A 17,792-nucleotide genomic window follows, 5' to 3' on the forward strand; every position below is an offset into this window, starting at 1 on the left:
TTGAGGCTAATTGGCATTTCTTCCGCTCGTTGTTCAATATGTCTCGATTGACCAATCTGTCATGGCAGGCACGTGGATTGTACCGGATATGGATTAAATTGTAGTTCAATTCCTCACTTCAAAAGCCTTGCTATGAACACACGCCGCTCTTTCCTGCAACAACTTACCACCGCCGCTATCACGTTACCCTTATTGTCGTTTGAAGAATGTACGGACGCGCCACAGGCAGATGTACCCTATGATGGTCCGGTATTGCGGGTAGCTATCATGGGCCTGGGTGGTTATGGTACCCGGGTGGCCGATGCCATGCAGGCCTGTAAAAAAGCCAAGCTGGTAGGTGTCATCAGTGGTACGCCGGCCAAGGTAAAAGCCTGGCAAACGAAATACAATATCCCCGAAAAGAATTGCTATAACTACGACAACTTCGATAACATCCGCAACAATCCCGACATCGATGCAGTGTATGTCATCACGCCCAATGCCCTGCATCATCCGCAGGTGCTGCGGGTAGCGAAAGCAGGTAAACATGTGATCTGCGAAAAGCCAATGGCCCTGAATGCAAAGGAGGGGCAGGAGATGGTGGATGCCTGTAAGAAAGCCAATGTCAAACTGTTGGTGGGTTACCGCATGCACTTCGAGCCCAAGACCCTCGAGATCGTGCGCATGCGTAAGGCTGGTGAGTTTGGGAAAGTATTGTTCTTCCAGGGACTGTCAGGATTCCGCATCGGCGATCCTACACAATGGCGGCTCAACAAGCAACTCGCCGGTGGTGGATCGATGATGGACATTGGTATCTACAGCATCAATGGTACACGGTATATGCTGGGTGAAGAACCCATCTGGGTAACGGCGCAGGAAACGAAAACCGATAAAGAGAAATTCAAAGAAGGCGTAGATGAAACCATACAGTTTCAGATGGGATTTCCTTCGGGTGCCGTAGCCTCTTGCTTATCGACTTATGCCATGAGTAACCTCGATCGCTTCTTCCTCGATGGCGTTAATGGTTATGCAGAACTGCAACCCTCCACAGGTTATGGGCCTATCAAAGGGCGTACCCACAAGGGTGAATTGACGCAACCACATAATACCCATCAAACCGTACAGATGGAAGAAATGGCGGGTATCATACTCGAAGGCAAGCAGCCCGAGATACCCGTAGATGGTGAAGAAGGACTGCGTGATCTAAAGATCATCGATGCCATTTATGAGGCCTGTAAAACGGGTAAACGCATCGATTTGAAATAAGAGCTATCGTTCGTTAGCCGCCATTCAATGTTGTGAACATCAATATTGATTGGCGGCTTTTTCATGTATAATATATACATAAATATGCGTGATATGCCCTACAGAATGGCGCATTCGCCCCGCTGCGGCAGACAAAAATGAATTTACTTTTGTTATGGTGAACCAACCAACGGTAAGCTTGTTACTTATTGCCTCAATCCCCACCATAGTTCTTTAAAAAGCCTTTAACGGAAAAATATTTGGAAAAAACTTGTCGGTATCTCAAACGTTGTTACTTTTGCTAACACTGTTAGAAAAAGTAACAATGGGAATATCAGAAAGAAGAATACGGCAAAAAGAGGAAGTAAGGAATAATATTCTGGCTACTGCCTGGCAGATCGTACGGGAAGAGGGGTGGCAGGCGCTATCGATCCGCAAGATTGCCGATGCCATAGAATACAGTGTACCAGTGGTGTATGACCATTTTGTGAACAAGGAATGTATTCTGTTGGAGTTTGCCCGTGAAGGATTTTGCCTGCTGGGGCGCAAAATGGCGCAAGCCAAAGGCAAGCACGCCGATCCGGCAGCACAGCTCAGGGCCATGGCAGATGCCTATTGGAATTTTGCATTCAAGAACAAAGAATACTACCAGGTCATGTTCAACCTGGGCATACCCTGTGCAGAAGCAGAAGCCTGTACCTGCCTGCCCGAGAAGATCAACTTCCGGACACTGGTGGGCGAATCGATCGGAGAGATCATGACCAACAGCAAACGAACAGACATTAGTGTATGCATGAAAAGCCATACGTTCTGGTCGGTGATACATGGTCTTATCTCCATCAAAATGATGCGTACCTCCGATATGCACGATGATTTGAACAAGCTGGTGATGGAAGATGCAATAGAAGGTTTCATTAAGAACCTCACCTGAGGCGATTGCGAATCCTAACTTGTCCAGTGGATAAAAAAGACACTAATTAATTTAGTGCTTCGTAACTAATTTAATTAGCTTTGTTGCCGCTGTTTAATATATAAGATGGGCGTGTCATGAAAGCGCCGGGATAAACAGTTTTTAGAAAGGGAAAGATAGCCATGAAACAACAGATCCTCCTGCGTTGCCAGTTCACCGCGATTTGTCTGTTTCCGTTCCATTAGTTCGTCTTAACTACAAAGTATTGATTATCCTGCCCGACTGATAGAAACTCATGTCGATTGCCATGCTTTTGCCATAAGCACTTGCTAAATTCTGACCGTAAATATAAACCGGTGGGCCTGGAGCCTGCCGCAAACAACCTGTTATGCAATACACAAAGATGAATACAAGACCAAACAAATCACAAGCTGCTGCTGGCACAGCGCTGCATCCCTGGGGTGCTCCGATACGCCAGCTGATCCTGGGCGTTGCCGTAACTATTCTATTATATAGCTGCGGATCTTCCGCCGCGCCCGCTGGATATGGAGCAATGCCTCCTCCCAATTTACAGGTACTGGCCGTAACAACAACGCCGGCTACTACACACAAAGAATATTCAGCCTCCCTCGAAGGACGGGTGAACGTAGAGATACGCCCGCAGGTAGAAGGGTACCTCGAGAAGATCTACGTCGATGAAGGCGCTTTTGTAAAGGCCGGTCAGCCCCTCTTTAAGATCAATGACCGCCCCTACAACGAGCAACTGAACAGTGCCCAGTCGAGCGTATCGGCTGCACAGGCCAACGTCGCGAAAGCACAGGTAGAGGTAGACCGCCTGGTACCGTTGGTAGACAACAAGGTGATCTCTGAAGTACAATTGAAAACAGCCCGTGCTGTACTCGATGCTGCCAAAGCAGCGGAAGAGCAGGCCAAAGCCGCTGTAGGCAATGCCCGCATCAATGTAGGCTATACCTATATCACGGCGCCCGTGAGTGGCTATATCGGCCGCATCCCTTACAAAACCGGAAGCTTGGTGGGTAAAGGTGAAAACATGCCCCTGACAGTATTGTCCGATATCAACGAAGTGTACGCTTACTTCTCCATGAGCGAGCCCGACTTCATTGCTTTCAAACAACAGTTCGAAGGTGCTACCATCGAAGAGAAGGTAAAGAAAGTGCCCCCGGTCGAATTGCTGCTGGCCGATAACAGTGTGTATGCACAAACAGGCCGCATCAGCTCCATCGATGGACAGTTTGACCGTACCACCGGTTCCATCAGCTTCCGCGCCACCTTCCCCAACACCGGCGGTACCCTCCGCTCTGGTAACACCGGTAAGGTGCGTATTCCGCAACAACTGGCAGATGTACTGGTAGTACCACAGGAAGCGACCTTCGAAATTCAGGACAAGGTGTTCGTATTTGCCCTGGGCGATAGCAACAAGGTAGCCAGCAAGCCGATCACGGTTACGGGTAAAACAGCCGCCTGGTATTATGTATCAGCTGGTCTGAAGCCCGGCGAAAAGATCGTATACTCTGGTGTTGGTAACCTGCAGGATGGTATGGTCATCGTACCCAAGCCTATCTCGGCAGACAGCTTGTTGAAGGCTAAACCACTTTAATCAATCTATAGAAGTACACGGTTACGTGGCCCGTCCCGTACCCGTGGCTGGTAAGTTGGACTATTGATTTCTTATTGATGAATTCTGTAACTGAATTCAAATACAATTCCCATGCTTAAAAAAAAATTCATTGAAAGGCCGGTATTATCAACGGTCATATCGATCATATTGCTGCTGTTGGGTGGCTTGTCACTGTACACATTGCCAGTGACCCTGTTTCCCGACATCGCGCCGCCCAGCGTACAGGTTACTGCACTGTACCCAGGTGCGAACGCCGAAGTAGTAGCACGCTCCGTAGCGACCCCGCTCGAAGAAGCCATCAACGGGGTGGAGAACATGACTTATATGACCTCCAACTCGAGTAACGACGGTAGTATGACACTCACCGTATTCTTCAAGCAGGGCACCGACCCCGATATCGCTTCGGTAAACGTACAGAACCGCGTATCGAAAGCGGTCAACCAGGTGCCTTCCGAAGTCGTGCAGGCGGGTATCTCTACCCAAAAAGTACAGAACAGTATCATCATGTTTGTGGCCCTGTCGAGTGAAGACAGCACGCAATACAATGAGCTGTTCCTGGAAAACTATATCAAGATCAACCTGATCCCGCAGGTACAGCGGGTTCCCGGTGTGGGCCAGGCCCTCGTATTCGGTACCAAGGATTACTCCATGCGTATCTGGCTGCGCCCCGATCGCCTCATTGCCAACAACCTGTCACCACAGGATGTACTCAACGCCATCCGCGACCAGAACCTGGAAGCAGCGCCCGGTCGTTTGGGTCAAAGCAGTGCCGAGACCTTCGAGTATGTCTTGAAGTACAAAGGCAAGCTGAGCCAGAACGAAGACTATGAGAATTTCGTGATCAAGGCCAACAATGATGGATCGATGCTGAAGCTGAAAGATGTGGCCCGTATCGAGTTCGGTTCTTATACTTATTCCAGTAACAGCCGTATGGATGGTAAACCGGTATCTGGTTTTGCCGTGTTCCAAACAGCTGGTTCTAATGCCAACGATATCCTCACGATCATCGAGCAGCAGCTGAAGGACTTTGAAAAGACGCTGCCCAAAGGCGTGAAGACGACGGTGATGTACAACTCCAAGGAGTTCCTGGATGCTTCTATCCACCAGGTAACCGAGACCCTGGTCATCGCCTTCATTCTCGTGTTCCTGGTGGTGTACATCTTCCTGCAGGATTTCCGGAGTACTTTGATCCCGGCCATTGCGGTGCCGGTAGCGATCATCGGTACCTTCTTCTTCATGCAGTTGTTTGGTTTTACGCTGAACCTGCTTACGCTCTTCGCCCTCGTACTGGCCATCGGTATCGTGGTGGATGACGCCATCGTGGTGGTGGAAGCGGTACACTCCAAAATGGAACGTACCAACCTGCCGGCCCGAACGGCGACCGTACAGTCGATGAACGAAATTTCCGGTGCCATCATTTCGATCACGCTGGTAATGGCCGCGGTATTTATTCCCGTAGGCTTCATGCAAGGCCCGGCCGGTGTGTTCTATCGCCAGTTTGCCTTTACCCTGGCTGTGGCGATCCTGATCTCCGCGCTCAACGCCTTGACGCTGAGTCCTGCCTTGTGTGCCCTGTTTCTCAAGAGCCCACATGGTGAAGAAGGACATGGCAAGCGCAAAGGATTTGGTGCCCGTTTCTTTGGCGCCTTCAATGCAGGCTTTACATCGGTTACCAATCGTTACGTCAAGAGCTTACAGTTCCTGATCAAAAATAAATGGGTGCCCATCAGTGCCCTCGTACTCATCAGTGCGATCACCTTCTACCTCGTCAAGCAATCGCCAACCGGCTTTATTCCTGACGAAGACCAGGGCTTCGTACTGTATGCGGTGAACACCCCTCCCGGTAGCTCACTCGATCGTACGCAACATGCTACCAAGGCCATCGAAGGTATCATTGCCAAAGAAGAAGCCGCCAATCACCACTATGTGATCAATGGTCTTAACTTCATCAGCAATGCGAATGCTTCGCCTTATGCAGCTGGTTTCATCCGCTTGAAGGATTATAAAGACCGTGGTGCTGTGAAAGATGTGAACATGATCTCCAACGGTATCGCTGGTAAGGTAGGTGCCGTGGATGATGCGAAAGCCTTCTTCTTCAACTTCCCCACCGTACAGGGTTTTGGTAACGTGAGTGGTTTCGAATTCATGTTGCAGGACCGTAGCAACGGACCGCTGGATAAACTGGGCAATACTGCCTGGGGCTTTATCGGTGCCCTGATGCAAAGACCGGAGATCGCTTATGCGTTCACCACCTTTGCTACCGGCAACCCGCAATTCATGATCGAAGTGGATAATATAAAGGCCAAGCAACTCGGTGTATCCATCACGGAACTGATGCAGACCATGCAGATCTACTTTGGTAGTAGCTATGTGTCCGACTTCAACCGTTTCGGTAAATACTACCGCGTGATGGCACAGGCCGATCCTGCCTTCCGTACCGATGCAGGTTCGCTGAATGGTATCTATGTGAAGAACGATCAGGGTGAAATGGTGCCTGCAAGTACCCTGGTGCGCCTGAAACGTGTATATGGTCCAGAAACAGTAACCCGCAACAACCTCTTCAACGCGGTAACCATCAACGGTATTCCCAAGCCTGGCTACAGTACTGGCGACGCCATCAAAGCGATCGAAGAAACAGCCAAGCAGGTATTGCCCCGTGGTTATGCTTATGAGTGGACAGGGGTTACCCGTGAAGAGATCAAGACCGGTGGTCAAACCGGTTTCATCTTCCTGTTGAGTATCATCTTCGTGTACTTCCTGCTGGCAGCGCAATACGAAAGTTATATCCTGCCGCTGGCCATCATCCTCACCATCCCAACAGGGGTACTGGGCGTATATGCCTTCATCGGCTGGGCAGGTATCGAAGCGAACATTTATGTTCAGATCGGCTTGATCATGTTGATCGGTCTGCTCGCGAAGAACGCGATCCTGATCGTGGAGTACGCGGTGCAACGTCGCCGGGCAGGTATGGGCCTCATCGAGTCGGCCCTGGAAGGTTCCAGGTTGCGTTTACGCCCGATCCTGATGACCTCCTTCGCCTTCATCGTAGGTCTGTTGCCTTTGATCTGGACGCATGGTGCCTCTGCAAAAGGTAACGCCTCGATCGGTACCAGTGCAGTAGGTGGTATGTTGACCGGTGTAGTACTTGGTGTGTTCATCATACCTGTACTGTATGTGATCTTCCAGTACCTGCAGGAGAAAGTAACGGGCAGAACCGGACCCAGAGAGATCAGCTTAAGCGAATAATAACCCAAGCAACGTATAATACCCGGCAGGTAGATCCTGCCGGGTTATCATAAACACTGAAGAATTAAACCGGATATAGCATGCAACACAAGCATATTCATTTTTACACGATAGCACTGGCCGTACTGTTGCTGGCTGGCTGTAAGGTAGGTAAGGACTATCAACGTCCTGAAGTAGCCTTGCCGCAGCAGTTCAACGGGCAGAGTTTTGCAGATACCAGCAGTATTGCCGACCTGGCCTGGAAAGATTTCTTTACCGATCCCGTTTTACAGGGGCTCATTGGCAAGGGTATTACTTACAATAATGACCTGCTGATAGCGATCAAGCGCCTCGATATTGCACAAGCACAGGTAAAGCAGGCCAAGCTGCTGCAATTGCCGGAAGTAAACCTGTCGGCAACCGGACAGATCAACCGGCCTTCCGACAACAGTTTGAACGGGCTGAGTACAAAGACCTTCCTCAAACAAAGTTATTTGGAAAACTACCAGGTGTTAGCGAACATTTCCTGGGAAGCAGATATCTGGGGTAAGATCCGCCGGCAGAAAGAAACCGTGCTGGCGCAATACCTGCAAACACAGGAAGCTGCCAGGGCCGTACAAACGCAGGTGGTAACGAGCATTGCCCAGGGATATTACAACCTGCTGATGCTCGACCGTCAACTGGTCATTGCCCGCAACAATCTGGCGCTGAACGATACGTTTGTCAACGTAACGCGGATACTGCGTGATGGTGGTGTGGTGACCACACTGGCCGTGAACCAGGCCGAGGCGCAGAAAAAAACAACGCAATTGCTCATTCCTCAACTGGAGCAGGATATCGCTTTGCAGGAAAACGCCTTACAGGTGTTGACGGGGCAGCTGCCAGGCACCATTGCGCGCACTTCCACTTTGCACGATATCGCTTTACCGGGAACGCTGTCTACAGGCTTACCGGTAGCGATGGTGAGCAGACGGCCGGATGTTCGCACCAATGAAATGGCCCTGGTGGTCGCCAATGCACAGGTAGGTATCGCGCAAGCCAATATGTATCCCGCATTGAGCATCACTGCTGGCGGTGGCCTGGAAACCTTTACAGCCAGCAACTGGTTCAATATTCCGGGTTCACTGTTTGGTTTGGCTGCCGGTACGATCGCGCAACCCCTCTTCCGCAAGAAGGCGCTGAAAACGCAGTTTGAAGTAGCCAAAATCGAACGGGAGCAGGCAGTGATCCAGTTCCGTCAATCAGTATTGCAGGCAACCAGCGAAGTGAGCAATGCCCTGGTGCAGGTAGACAAACTGAAGGAGCAGCGCGTGTTGGCAGGCGACCAGGTGGATACCTTGAAGCTGGCCGTAGGCAATGCACAACTGCTGTTCAAAAGTGACCTGGCCAATTACCTGGAGGTGATCACTGCGCAAAGCAATGCCTTACAGGCAGAACTGAACCTCGCAGCGATCCAGCGCAGCCAGCTGGGCGCCGTGGTAGAACTGTACCGCTCCCTGGGCGGTGGTTGGAAGTAAGTGAAATAGCCGTGAAATAACAAATGGGCCACCCGGTAGTTACCGGAGTGGCCCATTTTTTGTTATGCAAAGCCTACGCTACTTTTTTAATTATTCCAGGTGTCGCGTTATTTCATTCTATTGCTGTGCCAGTTATGCAGGCAGGATATTGTCTATCCTCGTCTATAGTACCCCATACGGGGAATCCCCTCAACGACCGATCGTAGATCATGTTACGCTTTTGGTGCTATCACGTCAATGATAGACGACCGTTCTATGCGTCCCGACCCCATCCTGAATTGGAACTAATTTAGTATGAGCGCATCGACTAACAACCAAATGATCCGATATCTTGTACTGCTGCTATTGGGTATGACTGCCCAGATCAGCCAGGCACAGCTGCATACCCTTTCCATTACGGTGGCAGACAGTGCGCAGTATGCAGTGGCCAATGCAACGATCAAGATTAATAAGCTGGAGCAATTCGTCGATTCGACGGGCCATTATGCGACCAGCCTGCCGCCCGGCAAATACAGATTGTACTTCACCGCTGTTGGCCATACACCGGCCAGTTTTGTGTTCCACCTGCATTCCGATACCGCTGTCAAAGTCATACTGTACCCCCGCGAAAGTTTACTGAACAACGTTATTGTCACCGCCCGTTCCACAGTACACCGCAACCAGATGAGTACACAGGCACTCAATATCAACCAGATCGAAAAACTTCCCGTGATACTCGGAGAAGTAGATCCGTTGAAGACCATCACGCTGTTGCCAGGTGTCAAGAATGGGGGAGAGGCCAGTGCTGGTCTATATGTGCGCGGCGGTGGGCCTGATCAGAACCTGGTTTTGCTCGATGGTAATCCCATCTACAATCCTAATCACCTCCTCGGCTTTTTCAGCATCTTCAATGGCGACGCACTCAGGAACATCGAAGTGATCAAGGGTGGCATACCAGCCGAGTACGGTGGCCGGCTCAGCAGTGTCATTGCTGTTGATACGCGGGAGGGTAACCGTGATAGCCTTCGGGTGAAAGGAGGCATTGGGTTGATCTCTTCCCGCCTGGCGGTGGAAGGACCCGTCGATAAAGGGAAATCGTCTTTTCTCGTGAGTGCGCGGCGCACCTATATCGACCAGGTGGCCAAGCTGGTTGCTAAAGACAGTCTGGGTGACAATGGCTATTACTTTTACGATGTCAACGCCAAGGTCGACTTCCAGTTGAACAAGAACAATAGCCTGGGCATCAACTTTTACCTCGGCAAGGACAATTTTATGTTTGTCGATGAAGATGATGATGGTCCTTCCCGGCGATTCAATGCCTTGTGGGGCAATACGATCCTGGGGCTTACCTGGAAGCAGCAACTGGGTAAGCGGCTTCGGCAGGAGCTGTCCATCGTGCGCAATGATTTTGATCTCGACAGCCGCATGATATACGGTGCCACCACCTATATCTATAGTTCGGGGCTAACCGACTACGGCGCCAAAAACGATTGGGTATACAGTCCGGGCAGGTGGCTGAAAATAAAAGCAGGCTGGCAATACACCTGGCACAATTTCCGGCCCGGTGCCGGTAATACTACTGCAGGCGTACAGGATTTCAAGAACAATATACAGGATCAATTCGCCCATGAAGCTGCCGCTTACCTGAGTACAGACCTGAAGCTTACATCAGGCATCAGCGTTACCGCTGGTCTGCGGTACAGCTATTTCAACCAGGTAGGTCCTACTGCGTTTGTCAAATATGCACCTGATGGCGCACCCACCGGCGACAAAGAAAGCTACTCCCACGGACAAAGCATTGCCCGCTACCACTATCCTGAACCAAGGGTGGCTGCTTTATTCCGGTTGTCGCCCAGTTCAAGCATTAAATTATCATATACCCGTACGGTACAATACCTGCACCTCGCCACCACCAGCGCCGCTACCTTCCCCGGTGATCTATGGATACCCGCCGGTAAAAATATTCAACCGGCGTTGGCCGAGCAGGCTGCGGCGGGTTATTCGAAGGATTGGAACAACGGCGCCTGGGAAATGAGTATCGAGACGTATTACAAGACCATGTCCAACCAGATCGAATTCAAGCCGGGCGCCCGGCTGCTGCTGAACCAAAACCTGGAAGGTGAAATGGTATTTGGTAAGGGAACAGCTTACGGGGTGGAATTGTTTCTGCAAAAAAAGACAGGTCGCCTGACCGGTTGGGTCGGCTACACATTGAGTCGCACTGAGCGGGAATTCCCCGACCTGAACGGGGGTAAACCATTTCCTTACCGATACGATCGTACGCACGACGGTAGCCTGGTGCTCAATTACAAGATCAGCCGGCAATGGGATGTGTCGGGCGTTTTTGTATATGGTACCGGCAATTCGTTGACGATGCCTTCAGGACGCTTTGCTTACGGGGTGGGCTACAACCGCAATGAAAGGCAGCCGGTATTTACCAGTATCAATCACTACGACCAGATCAACGACTACCGGATGCCGGCTTATCATCGGCTGGATATCTCATTCACATATGTCCGCTGGCGCGAGCAGGAGAAGCGGTTCAGGAGTAGCTGGAATTTTGGCATTTACAATGTTTATAACCGTTATAATCCGTATTTTATTTACCTTGACGTGGAAGAGGAAACGCAGACCATACAGGGTAAAAAAGTGTTCCTGTTTCCCATCGTACCATCCGTTACCTGGAATTTTAAATTCTGAACTATGAAAAGCATGCTACTAAAGAAGATCTGCCTCCCTGTATTGGCCAGTACGTTGTTGCTGGCCTGCGAACGCGACTATGATATTACAGTAAAAGACGGCCAGCAGCAGTTGATCGTAGAGGGATACATCAACAATGAATTTCCCCTGTACAATTATGTGGTACTTTCCCGTAGTAAGGATTTCTATGATCCGGGTTTGGAGAACCTGGCGGTAAGTGGGGCCACCGTCTCTATTACTGAAGGTGAGCGGGTGTCAGGTGATATTCAGTGGGATGAAGCGACCAGGACGGTATTGACAGAAGGCAGGTTACCCCAGCTGGCCAACTCCGCCTTACCAGGGTTTTATTTCGACCAGCGGCTGCGATATGATTCGCTGAATGCGCTGGTAGGCAAACCGGGTAAATGCTACAAACTGACGATCGAGGTGGAGGGTAAGCAGTACAGCGCCATCACCCAACTACCAGTGCCGGTTGCCATCGACACCCTGACCTGCGGTTTCTATTATACAGATTCCAATGCAGATACTACCTATTCCAAAGCCCGCATCACCGTCAACTACAAAGACCCGGATACCATTGGTAATACCCAACTGTTTTTCTGGCGTCACTGGGACAACCGGAAAAGTTTTGGTTGGGGTGCACTGGGTACCAACCGGTTTGCTTCAGGCGCGGATGACCTGGTGAATGGCCAACAAATTGCCTTTACGCAGTCCTATGGGTTTGTATTGGGCGATTCGGTCAGCATATACATGGCCAGTGTAGAGCGGCCGGTTTATAATTTCTGGGACAGCTTCAATAAAGCGCGCAGCAACGATGGTCCTTTTGCCACCCCGGTCACCCTGCAAAGCACCATACAGGGAGAGCTGGTAACGGGTTGCTTTAGCGGGTTCAGCGTCAGTGTGAAGTCGGTCGTTGTTCAATAATCCTGAAAATCATTGGGCAGGTGTAATTTTTGCAGGTCCATTGCGACCTATCGATCGGGCGAAGAACCTGTGGGATAGATCATGCCTGTAATGATATAGGACTTAAATGACATCTGTATGGAAAAGACAGTCGTACTGCGGGTCAACGGACATCCCAATTCCGTGACCATCGATCCCGAAACGCCGCTACTGTATGCACTACGCAATCACCTGCAATTGAACGGTCCCAAATATGGATGTGGTGTCGCGCTATGCGGCAGCTGTATGGTGTTGCTGGATGGTAAAGCCCAGCCTTCCTGCATCATGCCTTGTTCGGCAGCGGCCACCCACGAGATCACTACCCTGGAAGGCATCGGTAACCAGCAACAATTACATCCCGTGCAACGGGCGGTGATCGACCTGCAGGCAGCCCAATGTGGTTATTGCCTCAATGGGGTGATCATGTGTGGCAAGCAATTGCTGGACGAAAACCCCGATCCCTCCGACGAAGAGATACGCGAAGCCCTGCAGCGGGTGTTGTGCCGGTGTGGCACGCATACCCGGTTTATCGGCGCCATCAAAAAAGCCGCTGTCTACAAACGCCAATAATGCGTTTCTCATCGAGTCTCCTTATTGATCATCTTCTAACAGACTATACGATATGCCTTCCCCTTCGCAAGACCAGGCTTTCTCTACCAGTCGCCGACGCTTTTTACAACAGACCGGTCAACTATTGATCGGCTTTTCGATACTACCCGCCTTGGGAAAGCTCAGCACCGCTGTAGCTGAGTCCGGTACACCCCCATTCGCCGATGCCATCAACACCTGGTTGCGGATCGATGCCGACGGACAGCTAACCGTGTTGACAGGAAAAACGGAATTGGGGCAGGGCATCAAAACGGCCCTGATGCAAATTGCTGCCGAAGAATTGGACATCCCCATGAAGAATGTGCACATTGTGATTGCCGATACCGGCCGCACCCCCGACGAACGGTATACGGCCGGTAGTGCCTCCATCGAATCGAGTGGCGGTGCCATACGCGAAGCAGCGGCAGAAGCGCGCAGGGTATTGTTGGGAATGGCTGCTACGGAACTGAAAGTGCCAGTCGATCAATTGCTCGTCAAGGATGGTGTAGTAACGGCCGCTACCTCTCAACAATCGGTGAGCTATGCGGCGCTGCTGAAGGGCAAAGCCATAGAAGGGACGGTGACCGGCAAAGCGCCGCAGAAAGATCCGTCCAAATACACCATAGTAGGTACTGCCTGGCCCCGGGAAGATATCAAGCTGATGGCCACAGGCCAGCCGGTGTATATCCAGGATATGCGATTGCCCGATATGGTGCATGCCCGCATACTGCGTCCACCGGTATATGGGGCCAAACTCAAATCATTACCCGATAACGCCACGGGCAATGCTGCCGGCATCATCAAGCTGGTGCGCAATGGCAGCTTTGTGGGGGTCATCACCCGCGACGAATACCAGGCCATCAAAGCGATCCGGAACCTCCAGCAAAAAGCGGTATGGGATCGGCCATTGCTGTTACCTGCGCAGGATGGCCTGTACGACCATCTGCTGCAGCAAACCGGCAACAGCGAAGTGGTAGAGCGCAATGACAAGGTGGAGCCTGCCATTGCAGCGGCCAGCAACCAGGTGGAGGCGGTGTACAAACGCCCGTACCAGATACATGGTTCTATTGGCCCTTCCTGCGCCATCGCCCTTTGGCAAAACAATGAACTTACGGTATGGTCCCATACACAAGGCGCCTTTCCGTTAAGGAGTACGCTCTCGGATCTTTTGCGTTTGCCCGAAACCAGCATCCGGGTGATCGCCACGCCGGGCGCCGGTTGTTATGGTCACAATGGGGCCGATGATGTAGGGGCAGATGCAGCTTTGCTGGCGATGCAGCTGCCGGGCAAACCGGTGCGGGTGCAATGGATGCGCGAAGATGAGCATAGCTGGGAGCCATATGGTTCGGCGATGGTCATGCGGTTGAAAGGTGGTCTCGATAAAGATGGCAAGTTACTCGCGTTGCATACGGAATTATGGTCCGATACGCATAGCTCACGTCCAGGTGGAAAAGCAGGCCATTTTATTGCCGGCCGCGACCTGGAACAGCCATTCACCTTCACTGCTGGCCGCTTTTCGGGTGGCAGCTACCGCAATGCCCTGCCGTTGTACGACACGTTGCGGCAGGTAGTGCTGAACAATTGCAAAGGCCCCCTGCGTTCCTCGGCCTTGCGCAGCCTGGGTGCTTATGCGAATATCTTTGCCCTGGAATCATTCATGGACGAGTTGGCACACAAAGCCGGCAAAGACCCGGCAAGGTTTCGCCTCGATAACCTCAAAGATGACCGGGCGAAAGCAGTGATCGAAACGGTGATGAAGATGACGCAATGGAATGATCGCATGGAGCGACGTGAACCGCAGCGAGGACTGGGTATTGCCTTTGCCCAATATAAAAATGATGCAGCTTATTTTGCGGTAGTAGCAGAAGTCGAGATTGATACCGCTGCCAAACAATACCGCCTGAAGAAATTGACGGGTGCTATCGATGCGGGACAAGTGATCAACATCGATGGCGTAAAGAACCAGACAGAGGGCGGCATGATCCAATCGGCCAGTTGGTCAATGCTGGAGTCGGTGCGCTACCATGAAAAAGGTATCATTACCCGTGGGTGGGATACCTATCCGATCATGCGATTTAAATCAGTACCCGCTATAGAAGTAGCTGTCCTCAACAGGCCTGGTATGGAACCGATGGGCGCCGGAGAAGCAGCCCAGGGACCCGTCGCAGCAGCCATTGCCAATGCCCTTTTTCAGGCTACCGGCAGCCGGTTGCGGGAATTGCCCCTGCGCCCCGCTCAGATCAACTGGAAATAGCTAGTCTACCCGAAGTTTCAGCACTACCTTTTTCACCGGCGTGGGTTCGTGTACGCGGATATTGGGCATGTGCAGGTCGGTGGGGAAGAAGATGGCAAACATACCAGCCTGCATCTTCGAAAAGAAAGTAGGGGTATCGGCAAACAGCCAGAAATCATTCTCCGCATCATAGGCCTTGGAAGGCACCTGCTGCTGTAGCAGGTCATGACCGATCAATTCCTCACCACTTACAATATATTGTACATCGATGTATTTCTTGTGAGCTTCCATTTGCTCACCCAACTGGTCGATGGTATCATATTCATTAACGATGGCAATCAGGTTGGTACCATCCAACTCATACTTTCCTTTGGCAACCTGCGAAAAATCGGTCTCCCGGAGATATTTAAATCCCTGGGCAAATCTTGGCCCCAGGTTTTCGTAAAGCGCTGCATTCTCTAACGTGTCGATGACCATGCGGATGGATAATTTGGCGGCAATATACTCAATAAGCTGGGGAGTCAAAATCTACAAAACAATTCTTTTAAGTTACAAGACCTTATTAATCAGTGAAAAATGCATTGTCCTGGATAGCGGAAAGAAAAATATTTGGGGTTACTTGTATAACGTACGTTTTTTATCGTACCTTGGTGATATGAAAGTCAGGAAAGAGCAAAATCAGCCCGAAGCAGTGCCTACCAAGGCAGAGATGGATGTGTTGCAGGTGCTGTGGAAACACGGACCTGCTACCGTGCGTTTTGTACACGACACCCTCAATGAACAAAAGGAAGCGGTACAATATACTTCTACGTTGAAGCTGATGCAGGTGATGACCGAAAAGGGCATGTTGACCAGAGACGAGTCGAGCATGAAACATATTTACAGTCCCGTACTGGAAGAAGACAAGACAAAGGGATCCATGCTGACCCGCTTTGTAGATAATATGTACGACGGGTCTGTCAGCAACCTGATGATGGCCTTACTGGGCAATGATAAAACCTCGGATAAAGAATTGAAAGTGCTGAAGGAAATGTTGAAGCAGTTGGATGACAAGGCCTAAACGGAAAAATAAAGACACATGACAGGTCTATTTATGAACAGCGCATTTTTTGATAAAGCACTACATGCCTTCTCCTACATGTTGCTGCACTCGGTGTGGCAGGGCTTGCTGCTGGCGTTGGTGACGGGGTTTGCCCTGCTACTGGCCAGGAAATGGGCGCCTGCTTCCCGGTACCTGATCATGTGTTCATTGTATGGTGCGTTTGTGATCACCTGCCTGATGACCTTTGTAAATGGCTGGCAGCTGACTGCTGTTTCCAAAGCGACAGTCGATGCAACATTGCCTACGGCGGGTAATCCGGTTTACCAGGGTTTTCAATATTGGGTAACACAATTGGCGGCATTTTGCAGCCGGTACAACCATCTTATTATCTCGCTTTGGCTGGCTGTGTTTGTGTTTCGTTGCTGGCAAATGATCAGGGCAGTTCGCTATATGGGTGCAATCCGGGCGAGTCAATTAAAGTCGGCTGGTGAAGTGTGGAATCAACGACTGGCAGCCATGATCGATCAACTGGGTATTCAGCGCGCCGTTCAGTTATTCGAATCCGGATTAACCCGTGTGCCGGTGGTTATGGGGCACCTGAAGCCGGTGATCTATGTACCGTTGGGCATGCTCAGCGGCTTACCAGCCGATCAGGTCGAAGCGATCCTGTTGCATGAACTGGCACATGTAAAACGATCTGACTACCTGGTAAACCTGTTGCAAACGATCGTGGATGCTGTCTTCTTTTTCAACCCGGGTTTACTATGGGTGTCGTACCTCATCAAAGAAGAACGTGAGCATTGTTGCGATGACGTGGTATTGACGCAAACCGGTAATAAGAAGCAATTCATCGAAGCCCTGATCGGCTTCAAGGAGCAAACCCTGCAACGCCCCTCCTTGTCATTGGCTTTTCCAGGTCGCAAAAGTCAACTGATACAAAGAGTTTCGCGCATTGTATATGGTCGCAATAACCCATTCAGCAAAATAGAAAAAGGCTTTCTGGCGCTGAGTTTTCTCATCTGTTTATTTGTGCTGGTTTCATTAGGAGGCAGCCAATGGGGTACCTCACTGGCCAACGAAAACAGCCAACCCAAACAGGATAAAGTATTAATGATCGCGCAGCGGACGCCGGAGCTAAATGTGCAGCAAGACTCCATATCGGCCGACTTGCAGCTGAAATTGATGGCTGTGAAGGAAGTGGTCAAAGCGAATAACGAAAAACGCCGCGCTGGCAGCAATGCCGACAGGGCACGCCAGCAACAACTTTTGATAGATAAGGAAATCGCTGCGGCAGACGAAGCACGTCAACGCACAGAAGCAGCTAATGGGATGGATCAGACAGCCGATCAGCCATTAACGGCTGCCCTGCCTGCGAACAGGCCAACAAGCCAGGAAGACCAGCAAGGGCTATCAGCAAAAAAACTGGCCCAGCAGCAACGGGAACTGGCGGCCATTGCCAGAAAACATGCAGAGGAAGCACGCGTGCAGGCCGATGCGGAAAGAGTAAAAGCGGAACTGATGCGCGTGGAAGCATCCAAACAGCGGGAACTGGCGGATATAGCGCGGGTCCAGGCCGACAAGGACAGGGTGCGTGCCCAGGAGGCCAGGGCAGAAGCCGAATTGATGCGTGCAAAGGCAGAAAAAGAGCGGGAGAAAGCCAACGAAGCCCGCAAAGTAGCAGAAGCACAACGTTTCAAGGCAGAAGCCGACCGTCACTATAATGAACAGCAACGCCAGGAAAACCAACGAAACAGCACCATTCAATTGCCATAAAAACTACCGACCAGCCCAAT

General features: G+C 51.0%; 12 protein-coding genes. 11 read left to right on the forward strand and 1 reads right to left on the reverse strand.

Annotated elements, in window-relative coordinates:
• Positions 1 to 132: 132 nt before the first annotated feature.
• The 9 genes from P2W70_RS08895 to P2W70_RS08935 all read left to right on the forward strand — a co-directional run bounded on the left by P2W70_RS08895 (position 133) and on the right by P2W70_RS08935 (position 14,978).
• Positions 133 to 1,245, forward strand: coding sequence for a Gfo/Idh/MocA family protein (locus P2W70_RS08895; RefSeq protein ID WP_276481090.1), 1,113 nt, complete (start codon positions 133 to 135; stop codon positions 1,243 to 1,245).
• Positions 1,246 to 1,549: 304 nt separating this feature from the next.
• Entirely contained in the window at positions 1,550 to 2,155 is a 606-nt protein-coding gene (locus tag P2W70_RS08900; RefSeq protein ID WP_276481091.1) for a TetR/AcrR family transcriptional regulator, read from the forward strand.
• A 382-nt stretch (positions 2,156 to 2,537) separates the two neighbouring features.
• Entirely contained in the window at positions 2,538 to 3,752 is a 1,215-nt protein-coding gene (locus P2W70_RS08905; RefSeq protein ID WP_276481092.1) for an efflux RND transporter periplasmic adaptor subunit, read from the forward strand.
• 111 nt (positions 3,753 to 3,863) lie between these two features.
• The gene (locus P2W70_RS08910) at positions 3,864 to 7,019 is read left to right on the forward strand and encodes an efflux RND transporter permease subunit (protein WP_276481093.1); all 3,156 of its coding nucleotides are present in this window, start codon (positions 3,864 to 3,866) and stop codon (positions 7,017 to 7,019) included.
• 80 nt (positions 7,020 to 7,099) lie between these two features.
• Positions 7,100 to 8,515 (forward strand): efflux transporter outer membrane subunit, encoded by a 1,416-nt coding sequence (locus P2W70_RS08915; protein WP_276481094.1) that lies wholly within the window; start codon positions 7,100 to 7,102, stop codon positions 8,513 to 8,515.
• 294 nt (positions 8,516 to 8,809) lie between these two features.
• Positions 8,810 to 11,194, forward strand: a complete 2,385-nt coding sequence (locus P2W70_RS08920) for a TonB-dependent receptor (RefSeq protein ID WP_276481095.1) — start codon at positions 8,810 to 8,812, stop codon at positions 11,192 to 11,194.
• 3 nt (positions 11,195 to 11,197) lie between these two features.
• Positions 11,198 to 12,118, forward strand: a complete 921-nt coding sequence (locus P2W70_RS08925) for a DUF4249 domain-containing protein (RefSeq protein ID WP_276481096.1) — start codon at positions 11,198 to 11,200, stop codon at positions 12,116 to 12,118.
• Between the two features lie 117 nt (positions 12,119 to 12,235).
• On the forward strand, positions 12,236 to 12,706 hold the full coding sequence (locus P2W70_RS08930; protein WP_276481097.1) for a (2Fe-2S)-binding protein: 471 nt from the start codon (positions 12,236 to 12,238) through the stop codon (positions 12,704 to 12,706).
• A 52-nt stretch (positions 12,707 to 12,758) separates the two neighbouring features.
• Complete coding sequence (locus tag P2W70_RS08935; RefSeq protein WP_276481098.1) at positions 12,759 to 14,978, forward strand: xanthine dehydrogenase family protein molybdopterin-binding subunit; 2,220 nt, start codon at positions 12,759 to 12,761, stop codon at positions 14,976 to 14,978.
• Here P2W70_RS08935 and P2W70_RS08940 read toward each other — a convergent pair whose 3' ends face one another.
• Positions 14,979 to 15,434 carry a NanQ anomerase/TabA/YiaL family protein gene (locus P2W70_RS08940; RefSeq protein ID WP_276481099.1) on the reverse strand — a complete coding sequence of 152 codons (456 nt, stop codon included), beginning with the start codon at positions 15,432 to 15,434 and terminating at the stop codon, positions 14,979 to 14,981.
• A 178-nt stretch (positions 15,435 to 15,612) separates the two neighbouring features.
• Here P2W70_RS08940 and P2W70_RS08945 point away from each other — a divergent pair, with 178 nt between their 5' ends.
• The gene (locus P2W70_RS08945) at positions 15,613 to 16,017 is read left to right on the forward strand and encodes a BlaI/MecI/CopY family transcriptional regulator (RefSeq protein WP_276481100.1); all 405 of its coding nucleotides are present in this window, start codon (positions 15,613 to 15,615) and stop codon (positions 16,015 to 16,017) included.
• A gap of 18 nt (positions 16,018 to 16,035) precedes the next feature.
• Positions 16,036 to 17,772 (forward strand): M56 family metallopeptidase, encoded by a 1,737-nt coding sequence (locus tag P2W70_RS08950; RefSeq protein WP_276481101.1) that lies wholly within the window; start codon positions 16,036 to 16,038, stop codon positions 17,770 to 17,772.
• Positions 17,773 to 17,792: the final 20 nt, after the last annotated feature.

Source organism: Paraflavitalea pollutisoli (assembly GCF_029360705.1).
Classification (GTDB): Bacteria; Bacteroidota; Bacteroidia; order Chitinophagales; family Chitinophagaceae; genus Paraflavitalea; species Paraflavitalea pollutisoli.